Annotated in this window: 16 protein-coding genes and 1 pseudogene; 11 read left to right on the forward strand and 6 right to left on the reverse strand. The window is 55.4% G+C overall.

Translation table 11 applies throughout. The features are described 5' to 3' along the window. From ACFQUU_RS24855 to ACFQUU_RS24880, 6 genes and pseudogenes are all read left to right on the forward strand, one after another. A pseudogene (locus ACFQUU_RS24855) lies at positions 1-127 on the forward strand (ABC transporter ATP-binding protein); the annotation flags it as partial. A gap of 85 nt (positions 128-212) precedes the next feature. Beyond that, positions 213-797, forward strand: coding sequence for a gamma carbonic anhydrase family protein (locus ACFQUU_RS24860; protein ID WP_382250812.1), 585 nt, complete (start codon positions 213-215; stop codon positions 795-797). 377 nt (positions 798-1174) lie between these two features. Beyond that, on the forward strand, positions 1175-3253 hold the full coding sequence (locus ACFQUU_RS24865) for a 3-hydroxyacyl-CoA dehydrogenase NAD-binding domain-containing protein (RefSeq protein ID WP_382250813.1): 2079 nt from the start codon (positions 1175-1177) through the stop codon (positions 3251-3253). A 339-nt stretch (positions 3254-3592) separates the two neighbouring features. Then, entirely contained in the window at positions 3593-3985 is a 393-nt protein-coding gene (locus ACFQUU_RS24870) for a response regulator (RefSeq protein ID WP_382250814.1), read from the forward strand. Then, positions 3982-5835, forward strand: a complete 1854-nt coding sequence (locus ACFQUU_RS24875; protein WP_382250815.1) for a putative bifunctional diguanylate cyclase/phosphodiesterase — start codon at positions 3982-3984, stop codon at positions 5833-5835. The genes ACFQUU_RS24870 and ACFQUU_RS24875 overlap by 4 nt, the downstream gene beginning before the upstream one ends. Before the next feature lie 136 nt (positions 5836-5971). Continuing rightward, positions 5972-7387, forward strand: coding sequence for a hybrid sensor histidine kinase/response regulator (locus tag ACFQUU_RS24880; RefSeq protein WP_382250816.1), 1416 nt, complete (start codon positions 5972-5974; stop codon positions 7385-7387). Positions 7388-7459: 72 nt separating this feature from the next. On the opposite strand, the gene ACFQUU_RS24885 is transcribed toward ACFQUU_RS24880, so the two are convergent. Beyond that, on the reverse strand, positions 7460-8254 hold the full coding sequence (locus tag ACFQUU_RS24885; RefSeq protein WP_382250817.1) for a ferredoxin--NADP reductase: 795 nt from the start codon (positions 8252-8254) through the stop codon (positions 7460-7462). Between the two features lie 77 nt (positions 8255-8331). Between ACFQUU_RS24885 and serA the strand changes: the two genes are divergently transcribed. Further along, positions 8332-9531, forward strand: a complete 1200-nt coding sequence (gene serA / locus ACFQUU_RS24890) for a phosphoglycerate dehydrogenase (RefSeq protein ID WP_382250818.1) — start codon at positions 8332-8334, stop codon at positions 9529-9531. Positions 9532-9578: 47 nt separating this feature from the next. Here the strand turns inward: serA and ACFQUU_RS24895 are convergent, their stop codons facing one another. The 4 genes from ACFQUU_RS24895 to ACFQUU_RS24910 form a co-directional block, all read right to left on the reverse strand. Continuing rightward, positions 9579-10046 (reverse strand): RrF2 family transcriptional regulator, encoded by a 468-nt coding sequence (locus tag ACFQUU_RS24895; RefSeq protein ID WP_382250819.1) that lies wholly within the window; start codon positions 10044-10046, stop codon positions 9579-9581. Between the two features lie 118 nt (positions 10047-10164). Beyond that, positions 10165-11565, reverse strand: a complete 1401-nt coding sequence (locus ACFQUU_RS24900) for a SpoVR family protein (RefSeq protein ID WP_382250820.1) — start codon at positions 11563-11565, stop codon at positions 10165-10167. A gap of 30 nt (positions 11566-11595) precedes the next feature. Then, complete coding sequence (locus tag ACFQUU_RS24905; protein ID WP_382250821.1) at positions 11596-12753, reverse strand: DUF444 family protein; 1158 nt, start codon at positions 12751-12753, stop codon at positions 11596-11598. A 28-nt stretch (positions 12754-12781) separates the two neighbouring features. After that, positions 12782-14731, reverse strand: a complete 1950-nt coding sequence (locus tag ACFQUU_RS24910; RefSeq protein ID WP_382250822.1) for a serine protein kinase — start codon at positions 14729-14731, stop codon at positions 12782-12784. Between the two features lie 521 nt (positions 14732-15252). Between ACFQUU_RS24910 and ACFQUU_RS24915 the strand changes: the two genes are divergently transcribed. The 4 genes from ACFQUU_RS24915 to ACFQUU_RS24930 all read left to right on the forward strand — a co-directional run bounded on the left by ACFQUU_RS24915 (position 15253) and on the right by ACFQUU_RS24930 (position 18702). Further along, positions 15253-16158 carry a ribose-phosphate pyrophosphokinase gene (locus ACFQUU_RS24915; RefSeq protein ID WP_382250823.1) on the forward strand — a complete coding sequence of 302 codons (906 nt, stop codon included), beginning with the start codon at positions 15253-15255 and terminating at the stop codon, positions 16156-16158. Between the two features lie 374 nt (positions 16159-16532). Continuing rightward, positions 16533-17486 carry an AAA family ATPase gene (locus ACFQUU_RS24920; RefSeq protein ID WP_382250824.1) on the forward strand — a complete coding sequence of 318 codons (954 nt, stop codon included), beginning with the start codon at positions 16533-16535 and terminating at the stop codon, positions 17484-17486. Between the two features lie 187 nt (positions 17487-17673). Then, on the forward strand, positions 17674-18177 hold the full coding sequence (bamE, locus tag ACFQUU_RS24925) for an outer membrane protein assembly factor BamE (RefSeq protein ID WP_382250825.1): 504 nt from the start codon (positions 17674-17676) through the stop codon (positions 18175-18177). Positions 18178-18363: 186 nt separating this feature from the next. Then, positions 18364-18702: a hypothetical protein gene (locus ACFQUU_RS24930; protein WP_382250826.1), complete on the forward strand. Its 339-nt coding sequence runs from the start codon at positions 18364-18366 to the stop codon at positions 18700-18702. 96 nt (positions 18703-18798) lie between these two features. Here the strand turns inward: ACFQUU_RS24930 and ACFQUU_RS24935 are convergent, their stop codons facing one another. Beyond that, positions 18799-19887 (reverse strand): alpha/beta fold hydrolase, encoded by a 1089-nt coding sequence (locus ACFQUU_RS24935; protein ID WP_382250827.1) that lies wholly within the window; start codon positions 19885-19887, stop codon positions 18799-18801. Positions 19888-20077 lie beyond the last annotated feature (190 nt).

Genomic DNA, 20077 nt, shown 5'->3' on the forward strand with positions numbered 1-20077 from the left:
GCTGGCGATTGCGATGGAGATTTCGCAGCGGGTGTACGTGATGGGGCATGGCTCGATCGTGTTCGAGGGTACGCCCGACGATCTGCGGGGCAATGCGGCCATTCGCAAGGAATGGCTGGAAGTCTGAGGTAAGAAGTACAGGGAAGGGTGGCTATGTCCACCCTTTCTTTTTGTCCTTCCATTTAATCCAAACAACGAAGCGAGCTCCTTTCATGCCCTTCATCGGACCTGATGTCACTCTGAACAACCCTGCCTATGTCCACGACAGTGCTCTCCTGTACGGAAAGGTCACTGTGGGCAACCATGCGTCGATCTGGATGAACGTCGTTGCCCGCGCCGAACACAAGGAGATCGTGATCGGCGAATACACCAATATCCAGGACTTTGTGATGCTGCACATCGGGGATAAAACGTCGACCGTTATCGGCAGCCATTGTTCTATCACGCACCACTGCACCATCCATGGCTGCACGATCGGTGATAACTGCCTGATCGGTATCACCACGACAATCATGGACGGCTGCGTGATTGGCGAGAACAGCATCGTTGCAGGACACAGTTTTCTGAAAGAAGGCACAGTCATTCCACCCAATTCGATCGTGATGGGAACACCAGGCAAGGTGATACGCACACAAAACAACTTCGTACGTAACCGCCTGAATTCCTACATGTATTACCGTAACGCGCTCGCCTACGCGTCCGGCGATTATCGGGCATGGTCGACTGAGTCGTTTCCACATGAAGTAGCTGAAGAAGTCCGCCGCCTGTCAGCCTTGGCGGAAGCCGGGGCTAGCTAAAATAGCTTTGATCTTTTAGTGGCTATCCAGGTGACAATTGTCACTGAAGAGCGTTACCAGAAGAAAGGCGCGCAACTGCAGATGAAAGCGCACGAAACCTAGCAGGCGCGAAGGTAAAGTGCTTGTCATACCAGGCGAATGGTAGCTGCGCCAGTGCTGCAACTCGCTTCACCGAACCGGGTCTACTGACGACCCGGTTTTTTTTCTTGAAAATAATACGGCCGTGCTTTTTTGCGGTATAGTTGTGGCGTCAAAAAATAAGAAAGTGGTTCCGAGCTTGGGTATAGCTTGCGATTCATCGAAGCCGATGCTGTGAGGTTGCAGTACGGTCGGTGGATCGGCAATCTCGTAGACATCTAATTTAAAAAGGAAGAGATATGACTGCCGAATACAAGGTCAATGGCGCGGTTGCCGTCATTACGCTCAACAATCCCCCGGTGAACGGCCTTGGCCATTCCACCCGCAGCGCCATCGTCGACGGCATGAAGCAAGCTTTGAACGACGACGCTGTCAAGGCGATTGTGATCACCGGCGCCGGCAAGGCATTTTCTGGCGGCGCGGACATCAAGGAATTCAATTCGCCAAAGGCGCTTGCGGAACCCACGCTGCACACGGTCATCAACGTCGTAGAAAGCTCAACTAAGCCGGTTGTCGCCGCAATCCACACCGTCTGCATGGGCGGCGGCCTTGAACTGGCCCTCGGCTGTAACTACCGTCTCGTGTCGCCTGGTGCGCAAATCGCGCTGCCGGAAGTCAAGCTCGGTATTCTGCCGGGTGCTGGCGGCACACAGCGCCTGCCGCGCGTACTTGGCCTCGAAATGGCCCTCAACATGATCGTCTCCGGCAACCCGGTTCCTTCCGACAAGCTGGCAAAGACCGGCCTGTTCAATGAACTGGTGCAAGGTGACCTGATGGAAGCCGCTATTGCGTTCGCCAACAAGGTTGCCGAAGTGCGTCCGTTGCCGAAAGTACGTGATATCAAGATCGACTATCCGAATTACGAAGGCTTCCTGCAGTTTTCGCGCAATACCGTGCGCGCAATGGCCGGTCCGTTCCCGGCACCGCTCAAGTGCGTCGACGCTGTCGGTGCCGCTGTCACGATGAAGTTTGAAGACGGCTTGAAGTATGAGCGCGAACTGTTCCTCGACCTGGTCCAGACCACCGAATCCAAAGCACTACGTCACGCCTTCTTCGGCGAGCGCGCAGCGAGCAAGGTGCCTGACGTTCCGGAAGACACCCCAACCCGTCCGATCAAGTCGGCCGCAGTAGTTGGCGCGGGCACCATGGGCGGTGGCATTGCAATGAACTTCGCCAATGCCGGCATCCCGGTCAAGATTCTGGAAATGAAACAGGAAGCGCTCGACAAGGGCCTCGCGACCATCCGCAAGAACTACGAGAACACGCTGAAGAAGGGCAAGCTGACCCAGGAAAAATTCGACCAGCGCGTCGGCCTGATCACCGGCACACTGTCCTATGATGAGATCGGCCAGGCCGACATCGTTGTCGAAGCGGTGTTTGAAGAAATCGGCGTCAAGGAACAGGTCTTCAAGAAGCTCGACGAAGTCATGAAGCCCGGCGCAATCCTCGCGTCGAACACTTCGACACTCGACGTCAACAAGATCGCCAGCTTCACCAAGCGCCCACAGGACGTGATCGGTCTGCACTTCTTCAGCCCGGCCAACGTCATGAAGCTGCTGGAAATCGTTCGTGGCGAAAAGACTGGCAAGGATGTGCTCGCCACATCGCTGCAACTATCCAAGAAGATCAAGAAGACCGGCGTTGTTTCCGGCGTCTGCGATGGCTTCATTGGTAACCGCATGATCGAGCAGTACAGCCGCCAGGCAGGCTTCCTGCTGGAAGAGGGCGCACTGCCGGAACAGGTCGACAAGGCTATCGAGAAGTTCGGTTTTGCGATGGGTCCGTTCCGCATGGGCGACCTCGCGGGCAACGACATCGGCTGGGCCATCCGCAAGCGTCGCTATGTCGAAAAGCCGGAAGTCACTTACTCCAAGACGGCCGACCTGTTGTGCGAGATGGGCCGCTACGGTCAGAAGACCAGTGCAGGCTGGTACGACTACAAGCCGGGCGACCGCAAGCCATATCCGTCGCAAGTCGTCAATGACATGATCGTCAAGCATTCGGCTGACCTCGGTATCGAGCGTCGCAAGATCAGCGACCAGGAAATCGTTGAGCGCCTAGTGTACGCACTGGTCAATGAAGCTGCCTACATCCTGGAAGAAGGCATCGCCCAGCGCGCATCCGACATCGACATGGTTTATCTGACCGGCTACGGCTTCCCGCTGTTCCGTGGCGGCCCGATGTTCTATGCTGATACGGTAGGCCTGCCAAACGTCGTCATGGCGATGGAGAAGTACGCAAAGGGTCGCCATGGCGAGGCATGGAAGCCGGCGCCGCTGCTGGCCAGGCTTGCTGCCGAAGGCAAAACTTTCAACTGATGTTCTGATGCGTTGATATTTACAAGCTGCTGGCCGAATCCTTCAGTCAGCGAAGTATCAAGAGAAAAGCCCGGACCGGCATGGTCCGGGCTTTTTGTTTTCTATCCTCTTGTGCTCACAATCTCGGGAGGCGCACCCGAATAGTCCTTCGCTTGACGAATATCAAAACAGATAAGTTGTCTTGGAGCAACATTGAGCCAAGAAGGATTTTCCTTCCATGGATATGGGATACCGGATGCGCCTTGTCCCGGTTATAGTCAAAACGTTGCGCGGGCCGAATTTTTGAAGCTTGCATTCTTGAGCGGAAGCGCGCGCAAGACGGTAATTGAAAGCAGTGTCATGGAACATCCCCGTAAATCGACGATTCTCATCGTCGATGATGAAGAACGCAATCGCAAGCTTCTTGAAGTATTTGCGCAAGCCGACGGTTACCACACCCTTGTGGCGGCAAGCGGCGAAGCCGGATTGGCCATCGCCATCGAACAGCAGCCTGATTTGGTCTTGCTGGACCTGATGATGCCTGTAATGGACGGATTTGAAGTCGCACGCGCATTGAAAAGCAATATGAGGACGCAGCATATTCCGGTCCTGATCGTGTCTTCACTCGATGATCCGGCATCACGCAACAGGCTGCTTGCATCGGGCGCCGATAAACTGATCGTCAAACCAATCGATCGCTGGCAACTCTCTCGCGGTATTGCAGATCTGATGAAGGGCAATAGCGGCGGATGAAGAAAAAAAACATCGCCAGCCTGGATCGCGCCAACCGTGTGCTGACCATGCTCAGTCGCATCAATCGCACCATCATTCGTGCCGAGTCCCCCGATACCCTATACCGCGAAGCATGCCGGATCGCGGTGGAATGTGGCATGTTTCGTTTTGCCTGGATCGGGATGGTGGATTCAGTCAGCGGCGATATTCGCCTCATGACTTCCCATGGCGATCCCTGTGGCGACGAAGCCAGTCTTGTGGCCAGTGGCGGCCTGGCGGATGTCGTCCGTCAGAGCGGTCGCCTGTGCATTTACAACGATCTCATGACGCTGCCAGACCACATGGGGCGTATGGAACTGTTCAAACGTGGCTTCCATGCGATGGCCGGTCTTCCGCTATCCGAGGACGGCAAGGCTATCGGCGTTTTCCTGCTCTATACAGACCAGACGGAATGCTTTGATGACACTGTGGTTGAGTTGATGCACGAGGTCGCCGACGATATTGGTTTTTCGCTTAGCCATATTTTGAATGACCAGCGCAGGCTGGCCGCCGAATCGAAGCTGTATTATCTCGCATTCTACGACGCGCAAACCGGCATGCCGAACCGGGCGCTGCTCGATGAGCGTCTGCCGGTCCTTGCGCGACGCCTCGGTGACATGCTCGTTCTCGATATCCGCGTGCACCGTGTCGATAAGGTGGCCGAGGCGTTCAGCCGCCCGATAGCGGAAGGTGTGTTGCGCTCCTTAGCCTCAAGGTTGGACGCCTTTCGCGGCAACGAAGGCTTTCTGGCCACGCTCGCGCAGGATGAATTTGTTCTGGTGGTTCCAACCCCGGCTGGAGATGCCGGCGTTGACGTCCTTGCACAGGATATCTTGCATCTGGTGGAACAGCCGCTGACCTTCAGTGGCGGAGAGATCTTCCTGCATGCGTCGGTTGGCGTGGTGCGATATCCGGATCAGGAAACGAACCCGGCGCAGCTTTTACGGCGTGCGCGTGTCGCTGCGGACAGTACCGGCGCCGGCTACGGCTACCGCTTGTACAGTTCCGAACTGGACCATGGATCCGAGCAGCGCGTACAGATGGAGATTGAGCTGCACAAGGCACTCGAACGGGGGGAGTTCCGCTTGTATTATCAACCGCAGCTCAACATCAATTCCGGTCACATGGTTGGCATGGAAGCGCTATTGCAATGGCAGCATCCCGAGCGCGGCATGTTGTCGCCCGGCGTCTTCATCCCCTTGCTGGAAGAATGCGGCCTGATGCCCCAGGTCGGCACATGGGTATTGCAAACGGCCTGCGCCCAAGCCAGGGAGTGGCAAGACAGTGGCCTGCCATCGGTGCGGATGGCGGTGAATGTGTCAGCCTTGCAGTTCAGGATGGCGAACCTGACATCCGTAGTGTGCTCGGCGTTGAAGTCGACCGGACTTGATGCCCGATGGCTGGAACTCGAACTGACCGAAAGCCTCATCCTGGAAAATGCCGAAGCCACGATTGGTGCGATGCATGAACTCAAGGCGCTTGGCGTCACCCTGTCACTGGATGATTTTGGGACCGGCTATTGTTCGCTCAGCTATTTGCGCCGCTATCCAATGGACCGGCTCAAGATTGATCGCTCATTTGTCAATGACATGATCGAGCACGCAGGGAGCGCCGAGCTGGTGCGTGCGATACTTGCCATGGCCAAGGCATTGCGACTCAATACCATCGCGGAAGGAGTGGAGACCGAAGAGCAGTTACACTATCTGCTTGAGCAGGGTTGCGACGAGATGCAGGGTTATTTTTTCAGCAAGCCCGTTCCGCCGGAAGATGTGCGCATTCTGCTGTCGAATAGCGCAGCCCTGCCAGTGACAAGGAAGTCGCCGGGCGACTGAAGGCATTAGGACGGCCGTCTGGACGTCAGCGCTTGCCGCATCGCAGGCGGGCACCAAACAGGAAAACGATCAGTCAGTAGCAAAGTAGGCGGGTAGGCAGGTAAGCAGTAAACTGACATTACATGAATACGACGGCATGCACGAAGAATTGACTGAGATACTCATTGCGGAAGACAGTCCCACACAGGCGGGGAAATTAAGGTATTTGCTGGAGGGCAAGGGATATGTGGCGCGGGTGGCAGGTAATGGACGCCTCGCCCTTGAGGCAATCCGACAGCGAAAGCCCCATCTGGTGCTGTCCGATATAGTCATGCCCGAACTTGATGGCTACGGCTTGTGCCATGCACTCAAGTCCGACCCGGCATTGCGTGATATCCCTGTTATTCTCGTTACCTCGCTGATCGATCCCGAAGATATCATGCGCGGTCTGGAATGTGGCGCCGACAACTTCATACGCAAGCCGTATGCCGATGACTACCTGCTGGCGCGGATCGAACAGGTCCTGATGAACCGAAGGTTGCGTCAGAACCGCGAGGCAGGCGAGGGCATAGTCGTCTACCTGAATGGTGCACAACACCACATCACCGCGGAAAAGCAGCAGATCCTGGATTTGCTGGTATCCACTTATGAGCAAGCCGTACTGGTCAATGAGCAATTGCAGGCGCGCGAGCGCCAGGTCAATGAATTGAACGTACGCCTGGCACAACATGCCGCTCAACTCGAAGCCACCAACCGGGAAATCGCCCACCAGAATCTGCAGCTGGAGCAAGCGAGCCGCATGAAGTCGGAGTTCCTCGCCAACATGTCGCATGAGTTACGCACGCCGCTCAACGCGATCATCGGTTTTTCCGAGGCGCTGAAAACGGGACTGCTGGGACCGCTCGAATCCGCCCAGGAAGAGGCTGTGGGTGATGTCTTTGACAGCGGGAAACACTTGCTCTCGCTGATCAATGACATTCTCGACCTGTCGAAAATCGAGGCCGGAAAAATGGAACTCGAACTGGAGCCGACCGATATCCAGCGATTGTTGCAAGGAACGATGACGGTCTTCAGGGAAAAGGCGGCGATCGGACAGATTCACTTGCGGCTCGAACTGGAAAACCTCGGATGGACCATGCTCGACCAGCGCAAGACGCGTCAGATTGTCTTCAATCTTGTTTCGAACGCGGTCAAGTTCACTCCGGCCAGCGGAAGCGTCACGTTGCGCATGTGTCGCATGGACCGCGAACACCTGGCGGGTCGGCGCCTCGTCGGCGACGAATCCACCATCGCGCCCGATGCAAGGCAATTCATTACGATTTGTGTGATCGACACCGGCATCGGCATCAACGATGAGGATCTCGGCCGCTTGTTCCAGCCCTTCGTGCAACTGGACAGTGGGATGGCCCGTAAGTACGAAGGCACTGGACTTGGGCTGGCACTCGTCAAGCAATTAGTCGATTTGCACGGCGGGGCAATGACGGTCGCCAGCGTGCCTGGGCGCGGTTCAGAATTCATGGTGTGGATACCCTATCTTGAGGCAAACGCACCGGCACTGCTGGCAACGAGCTAACGCGATGTCGAGTTGGCGCGAACCCTATCTGTTCTTGTATTGCTGCTACGCAGGTAAACAAATTTCGCTGTTCTACCAATAGTTCTCGGTCACAAACTGTCCTGGCGTCGCACGGCGGTCCGGTCGCATGCCACGCTGGTGCAAAAGGGCGCGCATGTCGTCGATCATCTCCGGATTGCCACACATCATGATACGGGAGGTTTCTGCAGAGAGTGGCAGTCCCGCCGCCTTTTCCAGCCTCCCATCCTCGAGCAGGGTCGTGATTCGACCTTGCAGATAAGCTGCATTTGCCGGAAGATCCGCTTCTCGTGTCACCGAACGAACTACGTGGAGTTGCGCCGAGGCCCGAAAAGCTGGTTCACGGCACAGGCGTTCAAGTTCTTCCGTATAAGCAAATTCATCGGCATGTCGCACGCAGTGTACGAGAACCAGATTGCGGAAATGCTGCCAGACATAGGGATCGCGCAGCATTGAGATATACGGGCCGATCCCTGTTCCGGTCGACAGCATCCACAGATCGCTTCCGTCTTTGAACCGGTCCGGGGTCATGAAGCCGTAACGCTGTTTTTCTACGAGAATAGGGGCGCCCGTACGTAGACCCTTCAGTCGCGTAGTGAACAAGCCATTGGCAACAATGATGCCGTAGAACTCCAGGGTCGCTGTCTCCGCAGGCGCGGAGACCATTGAAAAAGCACGCCATATGATTCCGTTTTCGTCACGCAGGCCAAGGCGTGCATACTGGCCTGCGACGAAGGAATAATTTGCAGGACGTGTGGTCGTAAAGGTGAGCAGCCTGTCGTTCCACCATTTCATCCCGGTGATCGATTCGGTCGTCGCTTTCGAGGCAATGAGTTCTTCATTCAGCATTTGTATCTGGCGTGACAGGCAACGCGACAAGAATATTTAAGATATATTGTACGTGAATCTTTATGCAAGGGCAGGCAATGGCAAAAATCGTCTTACTCGAAAAAATCCATCAAAGCGCAGTGGAACATCTTCAAGCGGAAGGCTTCACGGATATCGTCCAGATGCCCACTGCACTCAAGCCGGATGAACTCAAAAGGGTACTTGCCGACGTCGATGTGGTTGGCATCCGTTCGGCTACCCACGTGTCGGCCGATACCTTGCAACAGTTGCCGCGTCTGAAAGCGATCGGGTGCTTTTGTATCGGTACCAATCAGGTCGACCTGACGGCTGCTGCCGCGCAAGGTATTCCGGTCTTTAACGCACCATTTTCCAATACCCGTTCAGTCGCCGAGCTGATTATCGCCCAGGCGATTCTCCTGCTGCGTCGCATCCCTGAAAAGAATGCAAAGACCCATCGCGGCCAATGGGATAAAAGCGCACAGGGCGCCTATGAAGTACGGAACAAGGTGCTCGGCATCATTGGCTATGGCAACATCGGCGCCCAGGTCGGCATCCTCGCGGAAAGCGTCGGCATGCGGGTCAACTATTACGACGTGGAGAGCAAGCTGCCTCTGGGTAACGCTCGTCCGATGCCTACACTTGATGACTTGCTGGCAACGGCCGACGTCGTCACTTTGCATGTGCCGGGCGGCAGCACAACGGAAAACCTGATGACAGCGGAGCGCATTGGCCGAATGAAACCGACCGCGGTACTGATCAATGCGTCACGCGGTGGTGTGGTCGACATTGATGGCCTGAATACAGCCTTGCGCGAAAAGCGATTAGCGGGCGCAGCGCTCGATGTTTTTCCGGCAGAACCGAAAAATGAAAAGGAGGAGTTTATTTCTCCTTTACGTGGGCTGGACAATGTCATCCTGACGCCACATATCGGTGGCAGTACCGAAGAAGCTCAGGAAAACATTGGCCGGGAGGTAGCGGACAAGCTGGCGCGTTTCCTCAAGGCGGGCACGACGCGCTGGGCTGTTAATTTCCCGGAAATTCGCCATCTTGTAAAAGAAGCCAAGAGCCGCGTACTTCACGTGCACAGAAATGAGCCGGGTGTCATCGCTCGCATGAACGCCGATTTTGCAGCGAGTGGAATGAACATTGTCGCGCAGCACCTGCAGACACGTGGACCGATTGGTTATGTGATGACGGACGTTGATGCGGTGATTCCCGCTGACTTACTGCAAAAGTTGCGCAGCGAACCGGCGACGATCCGCTGTGAGCTGATCTGAAGTTTGCCTATTGCGAAAGACTGGTCAGTGGCAGCGAGGGCCGCGGCTCAGGCCGTGGCCTTTTCTTTTTCCCGACTATGAAACTGGATAATCTGGCGCTTGCGCAGGCTGCTGCTGCCCTTGAGTATGTCGGCGAGCGTCAATTCGCTGAGCACCATCAGATAGGCCTTTGTCGCCTTGGCCAGTGCGCTCTGCAACTGGCACGAAGGTGAAAGCACGCATGCGTTGGCATCCGTGTCGAAGCATTCCACCATTTTGAAATCCGGCTCGGTCAGTGTCACGACGTCGCCGATATTGATTGCTGCCGGTTCTTTGCCCAGACGCAATCCGCCACTACGGCCGCGGGTCGTTTCGACCAGTCCCGCAAGACCAAGTTGATGAACGATTTTCATCAGGTGGCTCTTGGAGATATCGTAGGCATCTGCAATGTCCTGAATTGTGACCACGCGATCACGATGCATGCCGAGATACATCAGCACGCGCAGGGAATAGTCGGTGTAATCGGTAAGACGCATTGGAAAGGCCAATCGTGCAAGGCAGGATTGGCCCATTATATATGCGATGTTCTTCGCAGAACCAGCCATCCCGGCGCTGCTGCTCAACTGCCAATATATCGTCTTTATTTAACGTCTTTCAGATGCGCTTGCTGGTCACTACCCGTGCCTCGCCGCGATCGCCAATGGTGTGGAGCGTGACCGGCCGACGCCAGATGCGCCCGATGTATTCGAGTACCCGTTCCGCACGCGCAAGATCGATACCGCGTCCGTCGCTCTGGTGATCATGCAGCAATTGCAGACTGCCATCCACGTGGAGGTTGTTGGCCGCGATACGTGGGGCGCCGTAGTTGAATTTCGGCGACAGGATGGCTTCATGCACGGCATGGACTTCATTGTCCGCGATACGAATGTCGCCATCGTTACGTGCCTCGTAAACAAACAGCTCCAGTTTTTCAATCAGTTCCTTGGTCAGGTAGTTACGTACGAAGCCGAAGTCATCTTCTTCTTTCATGATGCGGCGCGCATTGTCCAGCCCATGCTTTTCAATAATGTCTTCCCACATCGAAAAGCCGAGGTGATACGGATTGACCGCCAAGGCGAGCTGCCGCTCTGCTGCATACGGGCGCACGACGTCGGAGTGCGCCTTGATCGCCGACAGGTACAGGTCATGCGGCAGGAAGTCCGCTTCCCGTAACAACCGCGCGTGCCAGTACGATGCCCAGCCTTCGTTCATGATCTGGCAGGCAAATACTGGGTAGAAATAAAACGACTCTTCCCTGACCGCAAGGAAAATATCGCGCTCCCAGCCTTCCAGATCCGGCGCGTAGTTGGCGATGAACCATAGCAAGTCGTATTCCGGCTGCGGTGGAATAGTTGCACGTTTGCCAGTTGCATGATGATCCGTCGGTGCCTTCTCGCCGGGCAAGCTGCGAAAACGCTTCAGGAAGGGATCTACTTGCGGTTGCGGTTCGACCTTGTGTCCCGGGGTCGTATAGAGCGGGCGATGCAGCTCACGGTTGATGTCGATGTGCGGCTCCAGCGCAAGCGCCGCATCCAGCACCGCTTCGACGCGTTCCTGTCCGTGTTCTTGAATCGCCGTTTCGATCCGGTGCGCGCGGGCTGCGGCTTGCTCGAGAATGTGACCACCGGCCATTTCCATGAACTTGGCGAACAGATGGTTATTCTTGGAAAAATCGGCATGCCCGAGCACATGAGCGGTGACCAGCGTGTTTTCCGGCAGCGTATTGCCATTGACCAGATAGGCGCGACATGGATCGCCGGGAAACATCACTTCAAAAATGCGCGAGTGGCCCATCCCCTGGCGGATCAGCTGGTGGATGTAGCGCACACCGAATGACCAGTGATGCATGCGTACAGGCAAGCCGTACACCGCAATTTCCATCATGAAATTATTCGGTACCAGTTCAAAGTCGACCGGGTAATAATCCAGTCCAAGATCCCGTGCAAGTTGCTCGATCTGGCCCGAGTATTTCTTCAGCGCCTCGATGGTTTCAGGCGAGTTCGTCGTTGTGCACATGTGTCCGCCTATCCTTATTCACTTTTGCGCTTATTCCGATTCCTGTTGCACGAAGAACTTACGAATTGCTTTCCATACGTCTTCGTGGCGAGTCAGAATGCTGCTACCGATCGGCGCGCCGGTACGCTCGATTTCCCCGCAAAGCATTTTCATTTCCGTTTCGCTGGTTCGCGGCGAACCTGGCACCGTTTCGACATACCCGATGAAATTAAGCAACTTGCCCAGCTTCGCCAGGTACTCGGTCGCCGCAGCACGATCTTCAGTGAAGTTTTCGCCATCCGACGCGTAGAACATGTAACCGTTATATTGCGACGGGTCGTATTCAGCCTCCACCATTTCATGGACCAATTTGAACGCTGTGGAAGCGCCTGTACCGCCGGTACCGGTGACATTGAAGAATTCGCTTTCCGAGAATTCCCACGCCTGCGTCGTATGAGCAACAAATCGTGTTTCTACCTTTGCGTAACGACGCCGGATGCCCTGCAGCACGAAGAAGAAGAAGCTTTTCGCCAATTTGCGTTCAGCGTCGGTCATGCTGGCCGAGACATCAAGCGCAAAAATCACCACGGCGTTGGTGGCCGGCTTGCGCCGGTGCACCAATTGCTTGAAACGCAAGTCTTCGTTGGTGAATGCCACCGGATTTTCCTGCGTCGCGCGCCGCTTGACCGCTTCCTTGACGGTACGCCGACGGTCAAGACGGGCACGTGCGCCATGTTTGTCCCAGCCTTCACGCACATACTCATCGTCGGTCACGGCGGTGTTGCGCTTGGGCTGCAGATCCGGCAGTTGCAATTCTTCCCACAGCCAGTCGATGATGTCATCAACCTTGAACTCCAGCATCAGTTTGACTTCACCTTCATCATTCCCTCCCTGACCGTCGTCGTCACCCATGTCGGGCTGCGCTTGCCGCAGGATGTCGCCTGGCTTGCCCTGACCCTGGCCTGCGCTCGAATGGGTTTGCGAAGGCGATTCGTTGAGGCGGAACCGTGCATGTTCCAGCAGTTTGACCGGGACCTGCACGGTTCTTTCCTGGGAGCCGGTGATGACATCCGGCCCCGCTACCAGGTTGGGAAGGTTCTCCTTGACGGCCTCGCGCACTTTCTCATTATGGCGGAGCCAGTCGCGCGAGCCCCGGGAGAACAGGTCATACCAGGGTGTTTCAGCAGAGATCGTGATGAGATCGTTCATAGTTGAACCTTAAGATGCGCTAAGCGCGTCATTCCTGCGCCATCAACGTGGTCACATAGTTCAGTGCCTCGCGTGCGCTGTGGCTGTCGTACCCATATTCGTCGACAAGCCGTTTCTCCACCACGGAAATCTTCTGACGCACTTCTTCGTCAGGACGTGTAGTGGAGCTGACAAGCCGCAATACATCACGGCGCTGTTCAAACAGGTACTGCTGGACCGCGTTATGCAACTGCGCATGACTGTCGAGCGTGAACTTCTCGCCACGCTTGTACGCGCCCATGGCTTTGCGGACCACCTCCTGGCGGAAAGACTGTTTGCCGGAATCGGAGATATGGATCTTTTCCTCGACCGCGCGCAGGAAGCGTTCATCCGGTTTGCGTTCTTCGTTCGTGATCGGGTCCTTGATGTGGCGGTTGTCGAGCATCGCTTCCACTTCATCAAGGTATTTGTCGAGAAGATCCTGTGCTTCCTGTTCGAAGGAGACGAACAAGGCCTTGTGCACATCTTCCTTGACCCAGCGGTTGTAGAAGTCCTTGCGCGCCAGCACAAGATAATCAATCCATTTGCGTTTGCGTTTCGGATCGATACGTGCATCGTTTTCAATCGAGTCCTTCAGTGCGAGCAGCACGTCCATCGTGGTCAGGCTCTTTGCATTCGACTGGATGATGGCGTTCGACAGCGCGTTGATGACAAAGCGCGGCGAAATACCTGCAAGGCCTTCATCGGGCATACGCTGCTTGAGCTTCTCCGTTTCCGCATGTGCATAGCCCTCGACCTCTTCACTGGCGTAGAGGCGCACTTTTTTGCTTAGTTCCAGTTCCTTGTCTTCTCCTTCATGCAAGCGGGTCAGGATGGCAAACACCGCAGCCGCATGCAACACGTGCGGGTCGAGGTGTACTTCACGGAAGGCCGGTGCGGCGGACGAAATCAATTTCTTGTAAATTCGCGCCTCATCCTTGTAATTCAGCGTATAGGGCACCTGGATAATAACCATGCGGTCAAGCAGGGCTTCATTCTCGCTCTCCTGCAAAAACTTGCGGAATTCTGCGAGGTTTGTGTGAGCGAGAATCGTTTCGTCCAGATAGATCAGCGGGAAGCGTGACACCTTGACGTTCTTTTCCTGGGTCAGCGTCAACAGCAGGTAAAGGAATTCGCGCTTGACCTTCAGAATCTCGATCATCTCCAGCATGCCACGGCTCGCTGCGTAGACAGCGCCGGACCACGACCATGCACGCGGATCGCCTTCGTCGCCGTACTCGGCTACCTTGGACAAATCCACAGAGCCGACAAGGTCGGCAAGGTCGGCGGTCGTCGGGTCGTGCGGCGCATAGGTGCCGATACCTACGCGTCCTGCTTCGGAAATAAAAATCCGCTCAACCGGCATGCGCAGGAAATCGCCATCGTAGTCGTTTTCAAGACGGGTACGGCAATGCGGGCAGACTTCGCCGCTGATTTCGACGCCATACGTCTCGCGGAAGCGTGCGCGCAAGGAATGGGGCACTAGATGCAATGGCGATTCATGCACCGGGCAGCCCTGGATACCATATACCGCGCCCGCTTCCGTGCGGCTGTATTCTTCCAGCCCCCGTTTGAGAAGGATCACCAGCGTTGATTTGCCGCCCGATGGCGGGCCAAGCAACAGCAGCAGGCGACGTCCGACTTCCGACCCCGCGGCCGCGGCCTTGAAGTAGTCGACGACACGCTCGATCGATTCGTCGACGCCAAACAGTTCCTGGTCAAACAACTTGCATCGGAAGTTGCCGGTTTCATCTTCGCCGCCCATCCAGCGAATCATGTCCCACATGTACTGGTGGGACGTACGCGCAGCACCACGCGGGTCTGCAGTCATTATGCGATCGAGGAAATCCGAGAGCGTCCCGGACCAATACACTGCGCGATGGTCCTTGGTAAAGGCGACCAGGCTTTTCAGAAGGTCTTCTTGCTGCTCGGTACGGTTGACATCACTTTGAGTGGTCATTGCATCTGCTCCCCGCAAGTTTGCCGTGTATTCAGGATGGACACACGAAATCGGTTTACGTTTCTGTCGCTCTCAAGTTAAGTATAGGGCGGGCTGAAAACATTAAATGATGAGACTCGTCAATGAATCCACATTGCCTCGCGTCTGTATTTGCTTGAGGTGCATGTGCACGCCTACGTTAGTAGCAAGATGCATGCAAGCACATGAGCTGACATGACCCTGCAATAATCGCGGCAAGCCAAGCTGCGTCGCCCCTTTTCAGCATTAAAAAATAGCCGGACTGGCTTTTATCTTTTCGTTGTCGCATTCCCCTCCCACTAGTTCACAATGGAAAAGATGCACACGGTAAAAATTACATGCATGTTCGGAAGAATGCGCACAGCCAACCTTGCTATGGATCAACTGACGTGTCGCATAAGTGCTTACCGTAGCGCTAAAGAAGCGCGGTCTGCGCTGGCGCATAGATTGGTATAGGCGGATGTGTACATTGAATCCATTCGGAACTAAATAGAGGTCGAGCCATGATGCCGGTGCTGTTTGCGTTGCCAGGCAACGAAGAGGCAGGAAAGCGCCTTGCCCACGCAATCGGATGTGAAGTCGGACGGATCGAGAGCCGTCGCTTTCCCGATGGCGAGTCATATCTCCGTTTGCTGTCGGCAGTCGAGGGCAGGGATGTCATGCTCGTCTGCACGCTACACAAGCCGGACGAGAAGCTCGTGCAGCTTTATCTCGCGGCAAATATCGCCCGTGAGCTTGGCGCACGCAGTGTCGGGCTGATCGCACCCTATCTGGCCTATATGCGCCAGGATTCCAGATTCAAACCTGGCGAAGGGCAAACTTCGTCTCATATTGCGCGGCTCATTTCTTCTTGCTGTGACTGGCTGGTAACGGTAGATCCGCATCTGCACAGGCACAACAGCCTATCGGAGATCTATTCCATTCCTACCCGCGTCGTACAGTCCGCATTATCAATCGCCACCTGGATCAAGGCCAATATACCTGATCCGGTCATCATTGGTCCGGATGCGGAAAGCGAACAATGGGCTGCGAAGGTTGCAGCCGCTGCCGGCTGTCAGCATGCCATTCTGCAAAAGACTCGCTATGGTGATCGCGAAGTGGAAGTGTCCATGCCCGACACCGCTGGATGGAATGGCGCAACGCCCGTCGTGGTTGACGACATTGCATCCAGTGGCAAAACCATGCTTGCCGCCGTGCTTCATCTCCGCAGCACAAACCTGCCAGCACCGGTATGTATTGCTGTCCATGGGGTTTTTGCTGGCAGCGCTTGCCAGGAATTAACCGAGGCCGGGGTAGCACGGATCGTCAGCTGCAACACGATCACACATGAGACCAACGAAATCGATGTTTCTGACGCGATTGCCGTCGCAGCGGCCGAGATGCTGAGTCGCACGGCTTTAGCGGCATAACGCCTTTTGCCAGGGCCTCTGTTTAAAGGCGGCGGAGCAGCAGTATCAGATACTGTACGCCTGCATTGGCTTTTCATGGCTCTCTATCCTCGAAATGCAGTTGTCGGTGCGGCGCGACAGCCACATTTCTTCTGCGTTTGCAGCATGCAATTGACATGGTCCAGCAATTTAGGTGGAATAAGGTTAACGATGAATGGCGGAAACCTTTGCCTTGGAACAGAGTTTGCATGGTGAATAATAAAGGCGTGGAAAAGTTAGCCCATGCCAAACGCTATAACTTACCAGCTAGCAGACTTTTTAAAGGACAACGTTAATTGTAGTTTTTGCATAGCCGACATACGGCGACGCATTCCGGAGCCTCAGGAGTTTCAGACATGACGATTACACTCGCTCGCTCTCATCCGATCTATAGCATGAAGGAAGTTGAGTCTGCCCAGGAAAGGGCACGCGCATTGAAATCGCCAGAGCTTGAAGCGTTTTACGAAAATATGCTTGAGCTTGGTGCAGAGCGTTTCGTGACCACGCCTTCCTCGACCAGCGCGCTGGAACCGCTTTACGAAGATTGCCCTAATTTCAGCGACGTGCTTGATGACCTGAAGCGTTATCTTGGGTTGTCGATTGCAGGCGGTGCAAGTTTTAACGTGATGCCGGTTCTGTTACTGGGGGACCCCGGTGTCGGCAAGACGCATTTTGGAAAAAAACTTGCAGCTGTGCTCGGCACAGAGTTTGAGTTCATCAGCATGAATGCATTGTCGGCCGGCTTCGTGATTACCGGCAGTTCATCGACCTGGAAAGGCGCAAAATGCGGCAAGGTCGCCGAGCGCCTGGTACGCGGCAAGTTCGCCAACCCTGTTGTCCTGCTTGATGAAGTTGAAAAGGCGACAGGCTCAACCCAGTCTGACCCGATGGCTGCCCTCTACCAGTTGCTTGAGCCTGAAACTTCGCGTGCTTTCCATGATGAATTCATCGATGTCGACCTGGACGCCAGCCAGGTATTCTGGGTGCTGACTGCCAACAGTATCGATGGCATACCGGAAGCGCTGCTGTCGCGCATGGCCGTGTACGAAGTGCCGTCGCCGACCCCTGATCAGGCTGCAGGCATTGCACAGCGTGTATATGCGGGCCTGCTGCGCGAACTGCGTCTCAAGCATGTCGACGAGGAATTGTCGGATAACGTGCTCGACAAGTTATCCGAAGTCTCTCCAAGAGAAATGCGCAAGGCGCTGCTCGACGGGCTAGGCTATGCCGTTGCTGCCGGTCGCACTTCTCTGACCCCGGAAGATGTTCGACTCAAGACAGAAACGGGTAAACGCCGGATCGGGTTCTGACGCAATGGCAACGGCGATTGCGGATGTTCTTGCGTTCACTGCTTAAATGCGCCATCGCGGGACGCGTCGCACCGGCAGGCGGCTCTTGCGATCTCTCTGCTTTTTTGACGGCGCTCAATATCGCATCTTTTTTTGTGCAACATCGCTACGCATGCACTCTCAATACAACATCAACATAAGGAGCGTCATGGGTAAATTGCTTGGCGGGTTCATGCTGGCGATAGTGGCTTTTCTGACTGTCGGCTGCGATAAGCAGGGAAAGCCGCTCCAGGAGTTCGGTTTGGATAAACTGGAAAAAGGAATTTCGTCCGAATCGGACGTACGCATGGTGATGGGACAGCCGGAAACCGTGTGGGAAGAAGATGACGGCGGACGTGCGTTGCAATATCCCAAAGGGCCGGAAGGAGTGCGCACCTGGGAATTCATCATCGACAAACAGGGAAAACTCAAGGACTACCGGCAACTGCTGACCGAAGAAACCTTCGCCCGGATCAAGACCGGTATGACAAAAGATACCGTGCGCCGCATGCTCGGCAAGCCGCGCACGGTCCAGCAATACAAGCTGAAGAACGAAGAAGCTTGGGATTGGCGCTATCTGACCGGCACCACTGAACGTTTCTTTAACGTGCATTTCGATATGACCACAGGCCGTGTCACTGGCACATCGAGTTCAGACGCATCCAATTATTGATCGCGCTGCTTGTTCATTGCATTTTTACCGATGTTGACGAAACTGAAACAGTAGCGCGCAGTCGTATGAATAGCAGCTTGGCGCAACATTTTCACAAGACAGGCTGAATGAAAAATGCGCATCAGGTCTACGGCACGCACTGTCACGATCCCGAGCGTTTGTTCCGGTTTTATTATGGAGGTAACAATGAAGAAAACATCGATGGCAATGCTGATTTCCCTGCTGTCTGTTACGGGCGTAGCGTTCGCCCAGTCCCAGGCACCGTCGACAGAGATACGTGAGAGCACTGATCCGGCCAAAGTCGCCGATGTCGAGCAGCGCGCCGCTGATATTCAAGCGCGGCAGCAGGCATCTGCATCCAGCCAGGATATGAGTTCGGGTTCGAGCGAATCGACCACGACCAAATCTCGTAGCGGTCACAGCGGTAAAGGGCATGGCAAGATGCATTCCCGTTCCCAGTCACGCGGCGGCAGCAATACCGGCAATTCCTCCGGCGCAGGCGCAGAGGTTTCAGGCAGCAAGTAAGCGCTGCGTTGAAGAACGACATCAAAAGCCCGCGCAAGCGGGCTTTCTCATGCTGTTGACTCTGTTGATTCGGTTGAGACAAGACCGGGCACAACGTCAATGCGTGTTGCCATGCGCCTTCGGCAACCACGCCAGTATTTCTGGCCAAAGCTTTCTATGCGCGCTTTCTCCCACGAGCGCGCCGACATGAGCGAGCGCGACACCGGTATCTCCCTGATAGGCATAGAAGCGTCTGTCGCTACTGGATGTCGCTTCTACAAAACCGGTCACTGATAGGGGAGGAATAATGCGGCTGCGTGGATCATACACAGCGTATATCGGACAAGCGACCGCAGGTGGAGCCAACCGGTGGCCGTCAATCTCCAGCGTGCCACGCATAAAGGCGTCTCCGTGGTACAGACGGTCGATCACGTCCTGAAACAGTGCGGTTGACATCGGCGCCTCATCAAGCGTCCAGCGTTCGACCAGGAAGTGTGTGCGAAGGTCTTCGGACGAGCCCATGCACGCCAACAGATCTGCATAGCGCTCCGCGCCGAAGGTGGACGGAGCCGCGAGTACGCTGGCGAGGTTAAGGACCGTGCCAGGAACTCGGTCAAACTCTGCGGTGATTGTGTGAGCACGCGGTCCGGCAGCGAGAAGCGGACCGAAGGCGCCTGTGTCCCCGGTGAACTTGAGCGGCGCTTCGACAAGCACCAGGCTGGCGACGCGCTCGGGACGCATGGCCGCATAAATGGCAGCGAGGACTCCCCCAAGAGAATGACTGAGCAACGAGATGCAGGTGTCTTTGTGTGGTGAATTTTCTCGTTCTATCGTATCGACGCATGCATCGAGCAAGCGATATCCATAGTGCTCCAGGCCAAAGCCGGCTTCCGCCTTGCCCGGTTCGGTCCATTCGATGAGATAGACCTGCAAGCCGTTGTTAAGCGCATCTCTTACCACGCTGCGCTCAGGGGCGAGATCCCAGATGTACGCCTGTTTGATCGGTGCCGGGACAATCAAAGCGATATCCCTGGATGTATGGTTGCCCGAAAAGCGCCGCAGACGCAAACCTTGCGTGTTCAAAGCAACTTCAGACTCGGTTTCGTTCGGCACATAGCCGAGGTGCTCCATCGCAATACCGCGGCGTCTTCTTGCTTGGTCAAGAAGCTCAAAGTACCACTGAATACCAGCGGACATCTGCTGCATATAAGTTCCTTCGATATTAGGTATGCGTATCTCGCAGACAGAAAAAATCGTTATATAACTAAGACATCAACGAACTACATCAGGGAGTTATATAACTTTGTCCAATGGCTAACGAACTCCTTGTTGATCATTAAGACGACGAGATTGTTCCTTAACGTGCGGCATGCCATTAACCTGTATGCCGCACGGT

This window comes from Herbaspirillum sp. GCM10030257 (assembly GCF_042666555.1).
Taxonomy (GTDB): Bacteria; Pseudomonadota; Gammaproteobacteria; order Burkholderiales; family Burkholderiaceae_D; genus Noviherbaspirillum.